General features: G+C 39.6%; 15 protein-coding genes and 3 tRNA genes. 7 read left to right on the top strand and 11 right to left on the bottom strand.

The annotated features are described in order from the left end of the window. On the bottom strand, positions 1-1,425 hold the full coding sequence (ccoN, locus tag QQK05_RS08335) for a cytochrome-c oxidase, cbb3-type subunit I (protein WP_284297515.1): 1,425 nt from the start codon (positions 1,423-1,425) through the stop codon (positions 1-3). A 259-nt stretch (positions 1,426-1,684) separates the two neighbouring features. Here ccoN and QQK05_RS08330 point away from each other — a divergent pair, with 259 nt between their 5' ends. Both QQK05_RS08330 and QQK05_RS08325 read left to right on the top strand, forming a co-directional pair. Then, positions 1,685-2,140 (top strand): hypothetical protein, encoded by a 456-nt coding sequence (locus QQK05_RS08330; RefSeq protein WP_284297513.1) that lies wholly within the window; start codon positions 1,685-1,687, stop codon positions 2,138-2,140. A gap of 106 nt (positions 2,141-2,246) precedes the next feature. Beyond that, the gene (locus QQK05_RS08325; RefSeq protein ID WP_284297511.1) at positions 2,247-2,861 is read left to right on the top strand and encodes a LysE family translocator; all 615 of its coding nucleotides are present in this window, start codon (positions 2,247-2,249) and stop codon (positions 2,859-2,861) included. A gap of 693 nt (positions 2,862-3,554) precedes the next feature. On the opposite strand, the gene QQK05_RS08320 is transcribed toward QQK05_RS08325, so the two are convergent. The 3 genes from QQK05_RS08320 to QQK05_RS08310 all read right to left on the bottom strand — a co-directional run bounded on the left by QQK05_RS08320 (position 3,555) and on the right by QQK05_RS08310 (position 3,908). Continuing rightward, positions 3,555-3,631, bottom strand: a tRNA-Asn gene (locus QQK05_RS08320). A 49-nt stretch (positions 3,632-3,680) separates the two neighbouring features. Beyond that, a tRNA-Asn gene (locus QQK05_RS08315) sits at positions 3,681-3,757 on the bottom strand. A 74-nt stretch (positions 3,758-3,831) separates the two neighbouring features. Beyond that, positions 3,832-3,908 (bottom strand) — tRNA-Asn (locus QQK05_RS08310). 680 nt (positions 3,909-4,588) lie between these two features. Between QQK05_RS08310 and QQK05_RS08305 the strand changes: the two genes are divergently transcribed. Next, positions 4,589-5,956, top strand: a complete 1,368-nt coding sequence (locus QQK05_RS08305) for an MATE family efflux transporter (RefSeq protein WP_284297509.1) — start codon at positions 4,589-4,591, stop codon at positions 5,954-5,956. Then, positions 5,953-7,956: an excinuclease ABC subunit UvrB gene (gene uvrB / locus QQK05_RS08300; RefSeq protein ID WP_284297507.1), complete on the top strand. Its 2,004-nt coding sequence runs from the start codon at positions 5,953-5,955 to the stop codon at positions 7,954-7,956. The genes QQK05_RS08305 and uvrB overlap by 4 nt, the downstream gene beginning before the upstream one ends. 79 nt (positions 7,957-8,035) lie before the next feature. On the opposite strand, the gene QQK05_RS08295 is transcribed toward uvrB, so the two are convergent. Further along, positions 8,036-8,248, bottom strand: a complete 213-nt coding sequence (locus QQK05_RS08295) for a hypothetical protein (RefSeq protein ID WP_284297505.1) — start codon at positions 8,246-8,248, stop codon at positions 8,036-8,038. 269 nt (positions 8,249-8,517) lie between these two features. Here QQK05_RS08295 and icd point away from each other — a divergent pair, with 269 nt between their 5' ends. Beyond that, complete coding sequence (gene icd, locus QQK05_RS08290) at positions 8,518-9,768, top strand: NADP-dependent isocitrate dehydrogenase (RefSeq protein WP_284297503.1); 1,251 nt, start codon at positions 8,518-8,520, stop codon at positions 9,766-9,768. A gap of 83 nt (positions 9,769-9,851) precedes the next feature. On the opposite strand, the gene cspD is transcribed toward icd, so the two are convergent. Beyond that, positions 9,852-10,073 (bottom strand): cold shock domain-containing protein CspD, encoded by a 222-nt coding sequence (gene cspD, locus QQK05_RS08285; protein WP_284297501.1) that lies wholly within the window; start codon positions 10,071-10,073, stop codon positions 9,852-9,854. Between the two features lie 211 nt (positions 10,074-10,284). Between cspD and clpS the strand changes: the two genes are divergently transcribed. Then, positions 10,285-10,605, top strand: coding sequence for an ATP-dependent Clp protease adapter ClpS (gene clpS / locus QQK05_RS08280; protein ID WP_284297499.1), 321 nt, complete (start codon positions 10,285-10,287; stop codon positions 10,603-10,605). Between the two features lie 26 nt (positions 10,606-10,631). Beyond that, positions 10,632-12,887: an ATP-dependent Clp protease ATP-binding subunit ClpA gene (gene clpA, locus QQK05_RS08275; protein ID WP_284297496.1), complete on the top strand. Its 2,256-nt coding sequence runs from the start codon at positions 10,632-10,634 to the stop codon at positions 12,885-12,887. Positions 12,888-12,982: 95 nt separating this feature from the next. Here the strand turns inward: clpA and infA are convergent, their stop codons facing one another. The 5 genes from infA to ald form a co-directional block, all read right to left on the bottom strand. After that, positions 12,983-13,201 (bottom strand): translation initiation factor IF-1, encoded by a 219-nt coding sequence (infA, locus tag QQK05_RS08270; RefSeq protein ID WP_093328826.1) that lies wholly within the window; start codon positions 13,199-13,201, stop codon positions 12,983-12,985. Positions 13,202-13,287: 86 nt separating this feature from the next. Next, positions 13,288-13,989 (bottom strand): arginyltransferase, encoded by a 702-nt coding sequence (locus QQK05_RS08265; protein ID WP_284297488.1) that lies wholly within the window; start codon positions 13,987-13,989, stop codon positions 13,288-13,290. Then, positions 13,986-14,699, bottom strand: coding sequence for a leucyl/phenylalanyl-tRNA--protein transferase (gene aat / locus QQK05_RS08260; RefSeq protein ID WP_284297486.1), 714 nt, complete (start codon positions 14,697-14,699; stop codon positions 13,986-13,988). Before aat ends, QQK05_RS08265 begins: the two co-directional genes overlap by 4 nt. 6 nt (positions 14,700-14,705) lie before the next feature. After that, complete coding sequence (gene trxB, locus QQK05_RS08255; protein WP_284297484.1) at positions 14,706-15,656, bottom strand: thioredoxin-disulfide reductase; 951 nt, start codon at positions 15,654-15,656, stop codon at positions 14,706-14,708. A 159-nt stretch (positions 15,657-15,815) separates the two neighbouring features. Next, entirely contained in the window at positions 15,816-16,937 is a 1,122-nt protein-coding gene (gene ald, locus QQK05_RS08250) for an alanine dehydrogenase (RefSeq protein WP_284297481.1), read from the bottom strand. Positions 16,938-16,949 lie beyond the last annotated feature (12 nt).

The raw sequence follows: 16,949 nt of genomic DNA, 5'->3' as shown, positions 1-16,949 counted from the left end.
TTAAGCTGCTTCAACTTTTTTAAGGCTACCGTCGTCAGCGCCAATAGTTTTGAACATGTTGTAAATCATAATTACGAAACCTGCTACTACTAGAGCACCACCTAAGAAGCGCATGAAGTAGAACGGGTAAGAAGCAGTTAGACTTTCAACGAAGCTATAAGTTAACGTACCGTCAGCATTTACTGCGCGCCACATTAAACCTTGCATTACACCTGAAATCCACATAGCTACAATGTATAAAACGATACCTGCAGTATGCATCCAGAAGTGGATGTTAATTAAACGAACACTGTACATGCGCTCTTGGTTAAATAGAATTGGAATTAAGTGGTACATTGCACCAATTGAAACCATTGCAACCCATCCTAATGCACCCGAGTGAACGTGACCGATTGTCCAGTCAGTGTAGTGAGATAGTGCATTAACTGATTTAATCGCCATCATTGGACCTTCGAAAGTAGACATACCGTAGAAAGATAATGAAACGATTAAGAAGCGTAAAATTGGGTCATTACGTAGTTTGTGCCATGCACCTGATAACGTCATGATACCGTTGATCATACCACCCCATGAAGGAAGGAATAATACAACTGACATTACCATACCTAAAGACTGAGCCCAGTCAGGTAAAGCTGTGTAATGTAAGTGGTGAGGACCAGCCCAAATGTAAAGTGATACTAATGCCCAAAAGTGAACAATAGATAATCGGTATGAGTAAACTGGACGTTCAGCTTGCTTAGGAACGAAGTAGTACATCATACCTAAGAAACCTGCTGTTAATAGGAAACCTACAGCATTATGACCGTACCACCATTGCATCATCGCATCGATAGCACCCGAGTATAATGAGTAAGATTTCATCATAGAGACAGGAATAGCCATCGAGTTACCAATGTGAAGCACGGCAACAGTAATAATGAAACCACCAAAGAACCAGTTGGCAACGTAAATGTGCGACGTAGTACGTTTAATGATTGTGCCGAAGAAAACAATGGCATATGAAACCCAAACTACCGCAATAGCGATATCGATTGGCCATTCTAATTCTGCGTATTCTTTACTAGTTGTAAAACCTAGAGGTAAGGTAATTGCAGCAGCGACGATAATTGCCTGCCAACCCCAGAAGGTAAAGGAAGCAAGACCCGGTGCAAATAATGCAGTTTTACAAGTTCTTTGCACTACGTAGTATGACGTAGCAAAAAGTGCACTTGTACCAAATGCGAAAATAACCGCATTGGTATGGAGAGGACGAAGACGAGAATACGTTAGCCACGGTGTGTCGAAATTCAACGCTGGCCAAATAAGTTGAGCAGCAATAAGAACACCAACAAGGGTACCAACGAATCCCCAGATCACAGTCATGACAGTAAACTGACGGACAACATTCATGTTGTAGTCAACTGCCGACGTATTACTTTGGTTCATGTTAAGGTTTCCACATTTATAATTATTAAAAAAATGGGTTTGCAAGCCGTATAAAAATTAAGCTAATTGATTAAGTTATAGTCTAATTTTGTCCAGGGCGCACAGATTGATTAAATCGGTGTGGAATATTAAGCAACTCAGCCCCAAATGTCATTAAGTTGAAGCCGAAAACATGTTCTAAATCAAAAAAAAATTAAGATTTGTTACATATTGATAAATAAAATATACAAATTTGGGTAATTCCAATAAAATCAGCACTATGAAACGTCTCTGTTTACCAATATTTATTGTTCTTTTTTTAGTCAGTGCGTGCTCTGAGCCTGCCTTTATTGACAAGAGCAATATCGAATATTCATGCCTTAATGGAAAAGTCGATTGTGTACTTAGTCAATCAGAACTTTCTGCGCAGATTTTAACAAATCATGGCGTTATTCATCCTGAGTCATTGTTTGATGTAGTGTTTCAAGTAAACGAACCTAGTAAAATCGTCAATGTTCAAGGCTATCTTGAGGGCATCACCATGTATATGGGAAAAGTTCCTTTGTTGTTTAGCTTCGATCCTTCAATTAATCAATATCGAGCGGATGGGTTTGTTGGCAGTTGCAGTGAACCACAGATGCAATGGCGAATCGTGTTAGATGTAACGTATATCGACAACGACAAGAAAACTCAAAGAATTCAATTTGTTGATAACTTTTACAGTATACCGAACTAGTGCATTGGAAAACACGCGTTCGAATTACAACATCGTAAGCTAAATAACATATCAATCACTATAAACTTTTGTTAGCCTGTCGTTTTTCATCTTGGGCTGTGTGGCTATGGATTTAGCAATTCTCGCAATTTTTATTCCTACCTTCTTTTTTGTTTCAATAACGCCTGGTATGTGCATGACATTAGCCATGACTCTGGGAATGTCAGTAGGTGTGCGCCGAACAATGTATATGATGATTGGCGAGTTACTTGGTGTGGCTATTGTCGCTGTTGCCGCCGTCGTTGGGGTCGCATCAGTGATGCTAAAATACCCTGAAGTTTTCGCTGTGTTGAAGTATATAGGTGGAGCGTACTTGGGATATTTAGGCATTCAAATGTGGATGTCAAAAGGCAAAATGGCATTAGATCTGAATAGTCCATCGGAAACAGGTAAGCTAACCTTATTCGGACAAGGGTTGCTAACAGCGGTCTCAAATCCAAAAGGGTGGGGGTTTATGATCGCTTTATTACCTCCTTTTATTAATGCTGAAAATCCATTAATTCCTCAGTTGACAATACTCGTTGTCGTAATCTTGCTATCGGAATTTATTTGTATGATGCTTTATGCTACCGGCGGAAAAACATTGCGCTTATTTCTTGCAGCAGATAACAATGTTCAATTGATTAACCGCATTTCTGGTTCTCTTATGATTGGCGTCGGTGTTTGGTTAGCAGTCGGATAAGCTTTCGTTAATTGAGCAAAATCCTGTCAAATTACAACTCATTACATTAATTTACGAATACATTGTATTCAATAGTATTCCGTATTCCTTATTATAGGCGTTACAACTGGTCAATATGGGTGATTACCATTTGCCACCAAAGAAAACCAACTAGAGCCGAACGTGGCTTCAATGAAGATATAAGGAAAGTTTATGAGGTATTTATTTATTAGCTTGTTTTTATTCTCATCGTTTTCACAAGCGTCTGTACTAAAGGAGATACACGTATCGAATGCAAAGAAAGGGGATATTTTAAAATTTGTACGCTCTGAATTTAGGCATGGCCAAAAGGTCTGCATTTATCGTTCCAAAGGAGATAAGTTCATCCTCTCAATTGATCGAGCGAAAAAACAAATGACACGTGAATGTCGTCAAAAGTTAAAGGTTAAATAGTCTGACTTGAACAGACGACACACCCGCTTATAAAGTTAATAGGGAACGCCCGCGTATAAAGTGAATAGCGAACTGGGAAAATTAAGTATCAGAAAAGAAAAAAGCCTACTTAGCAAGTAGGTTTTTTAATGTGGCTCGATTGTTTGTTAGGAACAGTCTGATTTGAACAGACGACACACCCGCTTATAAAGTTAATAGCGAACTGGGAAAATTAAGTATCAGAAAAGAAAAAAGCCTACTTAACAAGTAGGCTTTTTAATGTGGCTCCCCTGGTCTGATTTGAACAGACGACACATGGATTAACAGTCCACCGCTCTAACCAACTGAGCTACAGGGGAATAATCTAGTTTTAATCGAAATACCGCTTTTCAGCCATATTTCTAAAAGTGGCTCCCCTGGTCTGATTTGAACAGACGACACATGGATTAACAGTCCACCGCTCTAACCAACTGAGCTACAGGGGAATAATTCTTGTTTTAACGCTGTTAGCTTTATGCTAGCAGCTAAAGTACCGCTCTAGAGCCATACTTATAAAATTTGGCTCCCCTGGTCTGATTTGAACAGACGACACATGGATTAACAGTCCACCGCTCTAACCAACTGAGCTACAGGGGAATAATCTTTACTTATTTTACAAGAAACACATGGATTAACAGTGTTCTCAACCTAAAGCTCTAACTAAATGAGCTACAGGGGAATAATTATCACTTATTTTACAAGAACAAATATTATTTTACATGTTCTTTACCGAAAGCCATTAGCTAAAGGTGATAAGTTGTTTGTTGCGACTAGCAAATTGCTTTGCTGTTGTCGTTAACGGAGCGGAATGTTAAAGGGCACTTGCGATCGTGTCAACACAAAAATAGTAAAATTTTTAAATATTTGTTTGTTTGCTTGTTTTGTCACCAGAACGGTGGAAATTATATCAACTGACGGCTGTTTCTTGGCCTTTAGTAATTGAAATTAATAATCACGATAGTTATCCACGTTTATTGTGGATAAGTATGTGAGTGAAAGTGTTATAAGTTGTAACAATCCCGCCCCATAAGGATTTCAAGGAATTGGTTAATTTTTTATCAGTTTTATTAAGTTGTTATTTATCAATTGCTTATATTTGTTTGTGTTAAATTTATCCATTTTGTGGTTATTACTTGTTCAGAGATGGGAAATACACGATCTATTGTGGACTTTTACACGTAAATTAAGACTGAAAAAGATTTTTACTATTTCTCGTAGCAGGTTTTTCAGCGTTTTATTACAATAACCCGTCTACATTAAATAAACGTTGAAGTTGAATGTCTGGAACTAAAAATAAAAACCAAATTGATTTGTTAACAAGTCCTGTAGGTGAAACGCTCAAGCGTATGACTATACCTATGACCTACGGCATGATCTTGCTAATGACATTCAACTTAATTGATACCTTTTTTGTTGGCTTGTTGGGTACTCAACCCCTGGCTGCAATTAGTTTTACCTTCCCAATTACATTTACCATTATCAGTTTAACAATTGGTCTAGGTATAGGTACTTCGGCAGTTATTGCCAAATACTTAGGAAGCAGTGATGAAACCTCGGCTAAGAATGTTGCAACCTCCGCGATTATCTTAACCGGGATTCTAGTGAGTATTATTGCCGCGTTAGGTTATTACTTTACCGATGAAATCTTTGTTCTTTTAGGTGCCGAAGTCACTTTATTGCCACTTATCCACGAATACATGGACTATTGGTTTTTAGGGTGCATTTGTTTAATTGGTCCAATGATAGGTAATGCTGTACTGCGAGCGTCAGGCGATACAAAGACACCGAGTATGATTATGGGAAGTGCAGGACTAATCAACGCGATTCTCGATCCTATGCTTATTTTTGGTTTTGGTCCTATTCCTGCGATGGGAATAAAAGGCGCGGCCATTGCAACACTGATTTCATGGGTTGTAGGTTTATTCTTTGTTCTTTATATATTGGCAATTAAACGTAATTTAATTCATCGAACAATGATTGAATTAGAATTATTCGTGAAGTGTAGTCGCGAAGTGTTAAAAATTGGTGTGCCAGCGGCTGGTGCAAATATGTTAACGCCGATTGCTGCAGCTATTTTAACTGCAATTGTTGCATCGTATGGTGAATCAGCTGTCGCTGCATTTGGTGTTGGCTCAAGAATTGAGTCAATTGCATGTCTCGTCGTGTTGGCTATGTCTATGACGTTACCACCTTTTATTAGTCAAAACCTAGGTGCTGGTAATATGGACCGCGTAGAAGAGGGGTATAAGACGGCGATTAAATTTGCAATGATTTGGCAACTGGCAATCTATGTAGTGCTTGCATTGCTTGCGCCTATTATCGCCAACATATTCTCTACAGAAAAAGAGGTTGCTGACCTCATAAAACTCTATATTTGGATTCTTCCATTAGGCTATGGCTTACAAGGTGTCATCATACTGACTAATTCATCATTTAATGCCCTACACAAACCGATGACGGCATTAGTGCTTAGTTTAATTAGGTTGTTTGTATTTTATGTACCTTTAGCTTATTTAGGCAGTGAACTATTTGGATTAACGGGATTCTTTGTCGGTGGTCTCTTAGGTAACTTATTAATGGCATTTATTTCTTATGGTTCCTTTACCAAACAGTTTAAGCAACCACAATCGGTTAAATTAGTATGAAGAAGCTGACGATAGATTCAGAATATACCCCAGCTGGCGACCAACCTACTGCGATAGCACAATTGCTCGATGGAATAGAAGCTGGGCTTGCACATCAAACATTACTTGGCGTTACGGGTTCAGGTAAAACCTTTACCGTTGCAAATGTGATTCAAAAGCTTGATCGACCTACAATGATTTTGGCACCAAATAAGACGCTAGCTGCTCAGTTATATGGTGAGATGAAAGAGTTCTTTCCAAACAATGCTGTCGAGTATTTTGTTTCATACTACGATTACTATCAGCCAGAGGCTTATGTACCAACTACAGATACCTTCATTGAAAAGGATTCTTCTGTGAATGAGCACATTGAGCAAATGCGTCTCTCCGCCACCAAAGCATTATTGGAAAGGCGTGATGTTGTCATTGTGGCGTCTGTGTCTGCAATATATGGTCTAGGTGATCCAGATTCTTATTTGAAAATGATGTTGCACTTGCGTCAAGGTGACATTATCAATCAAAGAGATATCTTACGTCGTTTGGCCGAGCTGCAATATACAAGGAATGATGTAGCATTTACTCGTGCTACTTACCGCGTGCGTGGCGATGTAATCGATATATTCCCGGCAGAATCTGACCGTTTAGCATTACGTGTTGAGCTATTCGATGAAGAAATCGAAAACATTAGGGAGTTTGATCCGCTGACAGGGGAGATGGAACGAACGCTTGCTCGGGTAACGGTATACCCTAAGACACACTATGCAACGCCAAGAGATAAAATATTAGCGGCGATTGAAAATATCAAAATAGAGCTTAAAGACAGGGCGAAAGTCTTAAAAGATAATAATCAACTGATTGAAGAGCAGCGTATTGTTCAACGTACCCAGTTTGATATAGAAATGATGAATGAGCTCGGTTACTGTTCTGGTATCGAGAACTACTCGCGTTACTTGTCGGGGCGTGCGGAGGGCGAGCCACCACCAACATTATTTGATTATTTGCCGCCTGATGGTTTATTGGTGATTGATGAATCGCACGTGACAGTGCCACAAATCGGCGCAATGTTTAAAGGCGACCGATCACGAAAAGAGAACTTAGTCCAATATGGCTTCAGATTGCCATCTGCCTTAGATAATCGTCCGTTAAAATTTGAAGAATTTGAAGCGTTAGCACCGCAAACTATTTATGTTTCTGCAACACCGAGCCAATATGAGTTGGATAAGTCAAACGGTGAAGTTGCTGAGCAAGTAGTTAGACCTACTGGTTTATTGGATCCGGAAATCGAAGTACGCCCTGTTGATACCCAAGTGGATGACTTGCTCTCTGAAATTAGAATTCGTATTGCAAAACAAGAAAGAGTCTTGGCAACGACATTAACGAAAAAAATGGCGGAAGATTTAACCGAATATTTAGATGAGCATGATGTAAAAACACGTTATTTACATTCTGATGTTGATACTGTTGAGCGGATGGAAATCATCCGAGATCTGCGTTTAGGTAAGTTTGATGTCTTGGTTGGTATCAACTTACTTCGGGAAGGACTTGATATGCCAGAAGTCTCATTAGTTGCGATTTTAGATGCGGATAAAGAAGGTTTCTTACGTTCAGAACGGTCACTAATTCAAACAATCGGCCGGGCAGCACGTAACGTTGAAGGTAAAGCGATTCTATATGCTGACTCAATCACGCGTTCGATGAGAAAAGCGATAGATGAGACAAATCGTCGTCGAGAGAAACAGCAAGCATACAATGAAGCAAACGGTATTATACCAAAAGGTGTTAAACGCAAAATTAGTGATGTTATGGACCTTGGTACATCGAATGAAGAGTTAACGGCAAAAGCTGCGAAGGTAGCCTCTCCCCAAGCCGATTACCAAGCTATGTCTGTGGGCGATATTGACAAAAAGGTTAAAGCACTCGAAGAACAAATGTTTGAACATGCTAAAAACCTTGAATTTGAGCAAGCTGCAGCTGTTCGAGATGAAATAAATCAATTGCGACAAGTACAATTAACACATTAAAGGCTATTCCAATACATTCAGCAACACCGTACTAGTATGTGAATGTATTGGAAGGTTAACCTTGAGATTTGTTTCTAAATTAACGCAACGGCAGGTATGAATGTTGCTGAATGATTTCTGCAACGGCTTCGTTTGTACAATGCTCGAGCCGACTGATGTCTTCAATAATTCTATCTTGAATATCAACGGGAAATAGCATCATTTGTTCTAAATACAAATGCGCTTGCGTGTCCTTGTTACTATTAACCAGTTCTGCTAGGTGTCTAGCATGATTAGTCCATACTGAAGTCATAGCACCTCCAAAGAATGTGACCACCTTTTTAAGTTTAGTCTGAAATCCCAAGATCATTAGACATAGATGTTATATAAACTGGGCTTATAAAGGGTTTTGATATTAGGGCTGGAGAGGGCGTAAACCATTTTTCAGTTTTTGCATCATTCACTTCGTTTATTCTCATTATGCATTTGTAATGATTAGTGTATTTACTCTTAATCGTTTAGGTTATTCATACAGGTGTATGAAACCTGAATATTCACTAGTCAATCAATGGGAGAGTTGTTATGACGTCACAAGTAACGATTCCACAAGAAGGTCAAACTATTCAATTAGATAATGGCCGCTTAATAGTTCCACATAATCCTATCATTCCATATATTGAAGGCGATGGCATTGGCGTGGATGTTACGCCGCCGATGATCAAAGTTGTCAATGCAGCTGTGGCCAAGGCTTATCAAGGTGAGCGTGAGATCCACTGGATGGAAGTCTATGCTGGTGAGAAAGCAACAGCACTCTATGATTCGGAAACTTGGTTGCCTGACGAAACATTGGAATTGTTTAAACAATACAAAGTTGGTATTAAAGGCCCATTAACGACACCTGTTGGCGGTGGTATTCGTTCACTAAATGTGGCGCTGAGACAAGTATTAGATTTATATGTATGTCAACGTCCTGTGCAATGGTTTACTGGTGTTCCTAGTCCAGTAAAACACCCTGAATCTGTTGATATGGTTATCTTTCGCGAGAACTCGGAAGATATTTATGCAGGAATTGAATATCAGGCGGGCACCGAGCAAGCTGAGCGAGTAATCGAATTTTTGAAAAACGATATGGGTGTGAATAAAATTCGTTTTGAAAAAGATTGTGGTATTGGCATTAAGCCCGTTTCGAAGGAAGGAACGCAGCGTCTTGTTCGTCAAGCAATTCAGTATGCCATCGATAACAACAGGGATTCCGTAACCTTGGTACATAAAGGCAACATTATGAAGTTTACGGAAGGTGCATTCAAAGATTGGGGCTATGAATTAGCACGTGATGAGTTTGGTGGTGAGCTAATTGATGGGGGACCATGGTGCTCGGTAACCAATCCAAACACTGGTAAAGAGATTGTGATCAAAGATGTCATTGCCGATGCGATGTTACAACAAGTATTACTTAGACCTGAAGAATACAGTGTAATTGCAACACTTAACTTAAACGGTGACTACTTGTCAGATGCATTAGCTGCTCAGGTTGGTGGTATTGGTATTGCACCAGGTGCAAATATTGGTGATGGCGTCGCTGTTTTTGAGGCGACACACGGAACAGCACCAAAATATGCTGGTCAAAATAAAGTAAACCCTGGTTCTGTAATTCTTTCTGCTGAAATGATGTTAAGACACATGGGGTGGGTTGAAGCGGCAGACTTGTTACTTAAAGGCATGTCAGGCGCGATTGGCGCGAAAACGGTTACTTATGATTTCGAGCGCTTAATGACAGGCGCAACACTTGTTACATGTAGCGAGTTCGGTGACTGTATTATTGAGCATATGTAAAAATATGCTCTTAACATAGTCAAAACGCTAGGCATAAAAAAACACAGTTCATACTGTGTTTTTTTTATAATTCCGAGATTTCGTTATTCTTCGCTAGGAGTTCCTACAGGTGTAATGCTTGCTGCATGGTGACCCTTTGGACCTTCATTTAACTCATAATTAACGTCTTGGCCTGCTTTTAGCGTTCGGTAGCCGTCCATTTGAATTGTCGAGTAATGCGCAAAAATATCTTCGCCGCCGTCGTCAGGACGAATGAAACCAAACCCTTTTGCATTGTTAAACCATTTAACTGTACCGTGAGCCATACATCAACTTCCTTCTAAATCCTTCGGTAATTAGTTATGCTGTGTCTATCGGCATAAACAACACAGCCTATGGCTAAATTTTAGCCACATAAGAAATCGTAGATAATATTAAAAATTAGTCAAGAGTTTTTGTTAAAAACTTATTAATTTTTTGCGAATATCTTTGCATTCTTGATGGCGTAAACACTAAAGTTAAGACTATTATATAAATATGAGCATTTGGAATTCATCAACCCAACATGGCGAAGCCCTTGATGAGCAAGTAAAAAATAAGCTTCAACCGCCATCAATGTATAACGTAATTTTGTACAACGATGATTACACACCAATGGATTTTGTCGTTGAAGTATTAAAAAAGTTTTTTAACATGAATATGGAGCAAGCCACTGACATCATGTTAAACGTACATTATAAAGGCCAGGCAAGTTGTGGAACATTTACGGCCGAAGTCGCAGAAACCAAAGTTAGCCAAGTGTGCAATTATGCCCTTGAACATGAACATCCACTCAAGTGTGGAATGGAAAAGGCGTGAATTCATAAGGTTTATTGGAGTAACTTATGTTAAATAAAGATTTAGAAATATCATTAAATTTAGCGTTTAGAGATGCGAAAGAGCATCGTCATGAATTTATGACGGTAGAGCACTTATTACTTGCTTTACTGGACAACCCGTCAGCTACCGAAACACTCAGTGCATGTGGTGCTGATATGTCACAACTCAAAAATGAGTTGAAGTCATTTATTGAAGAAACAACACCTGTCATCCCTGACGGGGAAGAAGAACGTGAGACTCAGCCAACTCTTGGTTTTCAGCGAGTATTACAGCGCGCTGTCTTTCATGTTCAATCTTCAGGTAAGTCTGAGGTGAATGGCTCGAATGTCCTAGTCGCAATCTTTAGTGAGCAAGAATCACAAGCCGTTTACTTTCTTAAAAAGCTAGATATCTCACGGTTAGATATTGTCAATTTCATCTCTCATGGAATTGCAAAAAATGCTCAGCACGAAACGCCGCAACATGACGAGCAAACAATTCAGAGTGAAGAAGAGCCGCGTACAGTAGAAAACTTCTCAGTTAACTTAAATGAAGAAGCCGCTAAAGGTAATATTGACCCGTTGATTGGTCGCGAGAGTGAATTAGAACGCACACTCCAAGTACTCAGTCGTCGTCGCAAGAATAATCCGTTATATGTCGGAGAGGCAGGTGTAGGTAAAACAGCAATAGCAGAAGGTCTAGCTAATTTAGTTGTTTCTGAAGATGTTCCTGAGTTTCTTGCGGATGCGACTATTTATTCACTTGATATGGGCGCATTGTTGGCAGGAACAAAATATCGCGGTGATTTTGAGAAGCGTTTCAAAGCACTATTAAAAGATTTAGAAAAAGACGATAACGCAATTTTGTTTATTGACGAAATTCACACCATTATTGGTGCAGGTGCTGCTTCAGGTGGCATGATGGATGCGTCTAACTTATTAAAACCTATGCTTTCGTCAGGTAAGTTGCGTTGTATTGGTTCGACAACTTACCAAGAGTATCAGAGTATTTTTGAGAAAGACCGAGCGCTAGCACGCCGATTCCAGAAAATTGATGTAACTGAACCAAGCGTTGAAGATACAACTAAGATACTTCAAGGTTTGAAAGAAAAATATGAAGCGCACCATGGTATTCGCTATACAAATAAAGCGCTAAAAGCAGCTGCATCACTTGCGGACAAGTACATTAATGAACGCTTCTTGCCGGATAAAGCGATTGATATTATTGACGAGGCTGGTGCTAAACAACAATTAGTTGCTGCTAGCAAGCGTAAGAAGGTTATTAAAGATAATGATATCGAAACTATCGTTGCGAAAATGGCGCGAATTCCTGAGAAAAGCGTGTCATCTTCTGAAAAAGATAACCTTAAGACCATTGATCGTAACTTGAAGATGTTAGTGTTTGGTCAAGATCACGCAATTGATGATTTGACGTCTGTTATCCGATTATCACGTTCAGGCTTAGGTAACGAAGAAAAACCCATCGGTTCATTCTTGTTTGCTGGTCCAACGGGTGTAGGTAAAACCGAAGTCACTAAGCAATTAGCCACATTATTAGGCGTTGAATTCCTTCGTTTTGACATGTCTGAATATATGGAAAAGCATGCAGTTAGCCGATTAATTGGTGCACCTCCTGGTTATGTTGGTTATGAGCAAGGCGGTCTATTGACCGATTCTGTCATCAAACATCCACACTCAGTGGTTTTACTTGATGAAATTGAAAAAGCGCATAGCGATGTCTTTAATATTCTATTACAGGTTATGGATCATGGTACCTTGACTGATAACAATGGTCGTAAAGCTGATTTTAGAAATGTTATTTTGGTATTAACGACTAATGCGGGTGTAACCGAGACAACCAAACAGAGTATTGGCTTTAAGCAACAAGATCACAGTTACGATGCAATGGATGAAATTAATAAGGTATTTTCACCAGAGTTTAGAAATCGTTTGGACAACATTGTATGGTTTAACCACTTGTCGCCGGAGGTTATTTCTCAAGTTATTGATAAGTTTATTGTTGAACTACAAGCACAGCTTGATCAAAAGGGTGTTTCATTAGAGCTAACGCGTGATGCGAAACAGTGGTTAGCAAATAATGGTTACGACAAAGCAATGGGGGCGCGCCCGATGGCACGGTTGATTTCAGAAAAACTGAAAAAACCGTTGGCAAATGAATTACTATTTGGTGATTTGACTCAGGGCGGCGTTGCTAAGGTAAACGTAGCAAAAAATGAGTTGGTGATTAAAGTTGAGCCTAAAAAAGAGTTGGTTGAAAATTAATACACGAACAACAAAAATGAGCACCTAGGTGCTCATTTTAAATTTTAAATCCAATAAAAAAGCTCGCATTAGGCGAGCTTTTTTATTTGCTAATCTTAGCGGGCACGGAAAATAATGCGGCCTTTTGATAAGTCGTAAGGCGTTAACTCAACCGTTACTTTGTCACCAGTTAAAATACGAATGTAGTTTTTGCGCATTTTACCTGAGATGTGAGCAGTAACAACGTGTCCATTTTCTAATTCAACACGGAACATAGTATTTGGTAAGGTTTCTAAAACCGTACCTTGCATTTCAATATTTTCTTCTTTCGCCATTGGGCGCGTGACCTCTAAATTTTAATAAATAAAAACTGCGCAGATCATGCCGAAATAGTTAGCTAATGTAAAGTCAAAGCGACTATTTATTTAACAGTTTGCCAGTTATTATCAATAAAACGCTGATAAGGGGCGAATTTCGTTTTGTAATTCATTTTTTGACAGTCATCTATTTGGTAGCCAAGATATAAATAGGGTTTTGCTAATTTTCGACATAACTCAATTTGTTGCATGATTGAATACATGCCCATCGAATGTTTTCGGTAGCTTGGTTCGTAAAAAGTATAAACTGCGGATAATGAGTCAGCCAATGAATCGGTAACTGCGACACTGACTAACGAGTCTTCATGCCATATTTCAACGAATAACTGAGAGGATACGCTGCATCTTAAAAAGGAGTAGAACTGCTCTTCAGATGCCGGATACATAGAGCCGTCATTATGCAATGTGTTGATATACCGTTCAAACAGCGGGAAATAGTTTTCTTGAAAGCTATCACTAATGGTCATGAAAAAGCCTTTATTTTTTTTCAATAAACGCTTTTGACTTTTACTTGGTTTGAACTCATTAGTGATTATTCGAATTGACTGACAAGCGTTGCAGGTAGGGCAGTTTGGCCGATAGATTTGATCACCACTTCGGCGAAAACCATTCGCCATTAACCAACCATAATTCTGCGGATTATGAAGTCGTTCATCAACCGCGATTAATAGTTTTTCTTGCTCGCCTTTGAGGTAGCTACATGGAAAGTCTCTAGTAACACCAAAGGTTAAGTTTGAACTAGTCATAGCGGTAAGTATAGCTGACGTGGAAGCCAAACGTTATCAGGTACCATAGTATTTATCGCTTTTTGTTTTAAACGAACAAACTCATCTCGTGAAATTTCAATAGCGCCCATGCTTTCAAGAAACGGATTATTTATCTGGCAATCAATGAATGTTATTCCCTGTTCTTTGAGTAATTGAGCAAGGCTAATTAATGCGACTTTTGACGCATTACTCGCGTTATAGAACATAGATTCTCCAGAGAAAAAACCATTGATCGCAACGCCGTAGAGTCCGCCAACTAATTTATCGTCTTGCCATACTTCGATAGAGTGGGCATGACCTAATTGATGAAGTTGTCGATATGCTGTCATCATGTCGTCGACTATCCAAGTCTCTTCTGTGCGAAAAGGAGCGTCTGCACAATAGGCAATGACGTCATTAAAAGCTTTATTTACAGTGACTGTGTATGATGACTTTTTAAGAAATTTTCTTAGCGTCTTATTGATGTAGATTTCATCGGTAGGAATAATGGCTCGTGGATCTGGAGACCACCACATGATCGGTTCATCATCACTGTACCATGGAAATATACCATTAGCATACGCTTCAACCAGTCGCTCAGGGGTTAAATTACCACCTAAGGCTAGTAAGCCATTTGGTTCAGAAAGTGCGAAGGAAAGATCGGGAAAAGCCAGACTACTTTCATTGAGAAAATAAAGTGTCTGGCTCATCGATGATTATGCTTTAGCGTCGAGGTAACGCTCAGCGTCAAGAGCGGCCATACAACCAGCACCTGCTGATGTAATTGCTTGACGGTAGATATGGTCAGCTACGTCACCTGCAGCAAAGACACCTTCAACACTTGTTTGTGTTGCATTACCGTTGGTACCACTTTGAATCGTTAAGTAGCCATCTTTCATGTCTAATTGACCTTTGAAGATGTCTGTATTTGGTTTGTGACCGATAGCGATAAATACGCCTGATACATCAAACTCTTCTGTCGCGTCAGAGTTAGTGTCTTTCAAACGAACACCAGTAACGCCCATATCGTCACCTAATACTTCGTCTAAAGTACGTTCTAAATGAAGTACGATATTGCCATTTTCAACTTTGTCCATAAGACGCTGAGTTAAAATCTTTTCAGAACGGAATGTATCACGACGGTGTACTAAATGAACTTCTGAAGCAATGTTTGATAAGTAAAGCGCTTCTTCTACAGCCGTATTACCACCACCAACAACTGCAACTTTTTGATTGCGGTAGAAGAAACCGTCACATGTAGCACATGCTGATACACCTTTACCCATGAAGGCTTCTTCTGAAGGCAAGCCAAGGTATTGTGCTGATGCGCCCGTACAAATGATTAATGCGTCACAAGTGTACTCTTCATTACCTTTTAATTTGAAAGGACGAGACTCTAGGTCTACTTCTTCGATATGATCGAAAATAATTTCTGTATCAAATTTTTCGGCATGTTGTTGCATACGAACCATTAAGTCAGGACCTGTTAAGTCGTTCGCATCACCTGGCCAGTTTTCAACTTCAGTGGTTGTTGTTAACTGACCACCTTGTTGCATACCTGTGATCATTACTGGGTTTAAGTTAGCACGTGCAGCATATACCGCCGCAGTGTAGCCCGCCGGGCCAGAACCTAGGATTAATAGTGGGCAATGTCTTGCTTCACTCATGTGATACTCCAAAAAGAATTTCTTACGATAGATAAACTATTGGGATCGTAAGTGATTTGTTCAAGTGGGTAAAATAACTTTTTAAGTAAAAAAAAACGTGCAACTTATAAAGTGCACGTTTTTATTTACAGTAATACCTCAAAAGGTATTGGCGCTATATTATGCGTTAAGTAACGCTACACCTGGATCTGTGTATTCGAAACCAAGGTTTTCAGCAACTTCTTTAACTGTTACTTGACCATTAATCACGTTAAGACCATTCAATAGGTGCTTATCGTCTAATAGTGCTTTTTGGTAACCTTTATTCGCTAATTGAATAATGTACGGCAACGTTGCGTTGTTCAATGCAAATGTAGACGTGCGTGGCACGGCGCCAGGCATGTTTGCTACACAGTAGTGAACGACATCATCTACAATGTACGTTGGTTCTGCGTGAGTCGTTGGTGTAGACGTTTCAATACAACCACCTTGGTCAATAGCAACGTCAACAATTGCTGAACCTGGCTTCATCTTAGCGATGTGCTCTTTGGTTACTAATTTAGGCGCAGCTGCACCTGGAATCAATACACCACCGATAACTAAATCAGCTTCTAAAACGTGTTTTTCTAATGCATCAGTCGTCGAGTAAACTGCTTGAATTTTGTTACCAAACTGCGCATCTAACTTACGTAATACGTTGATGTTACGGTCTAAAACAACAACGTTTGCACCCATACCTACAGCCATTTGCGCAGCGTTGTTACCAACCATACCGCCACCGATAACGACTACTTTAGCTGGCTCTACACCTGGTACACCGCCCAATAACATACCTCGGCCAGCGTTAGATTTTTCTAATGCTTGAGCACCTGCTTGAATTGACATGCGACCAGCAACTTCAGACATTGGCGCTAATAGTGGTAGGCCACCGTGGTTGTCAGTTACTGTTTCATAAGCGATACAGATAGCTTTACTTTTCACTAAGTCTTGAGTTTGTGGTAAGTCTGGTGCTAAGTGTAAGTATGTGAATAAGATTTGGCCTTCACGAAGCATTGCGCGTTCTACTGCTTGAGGCTCTTTTACTTTTACAATCATCTCTGATTGCGCAAAAACTTCTTCAGCAGTGTTTAAGATAGTTGCACCTGCATCTACATAGTCTTGGTCAGTAAAGCCAATGCCAGCACCTGCATTAGTTTCAACGAATACGCTGTGGCCGTGATTAATTACTTCACGTACACTTGCAGGTACCATACCTACGCGGTACTCGTGGTTTTTTATCTCTTTAGGAACACCAATAATCATTTGTTAAAATCT

It is taken from the genome of Thalassotalea loyana (assembly GCF_030161435.1).
Classification (GTDB): domain Bacteria; phylum Pseudomonadota; class Gammaproteobacteria; order Enterobacterales; family Alteromonadaceae; genus Thalassotalea_G; species Thalassotalea_G loyana.
Note: the sequence above shows the minus strand (reverse complement) of the source record. Positions and strands in the feature narration are given on the sequence as shown.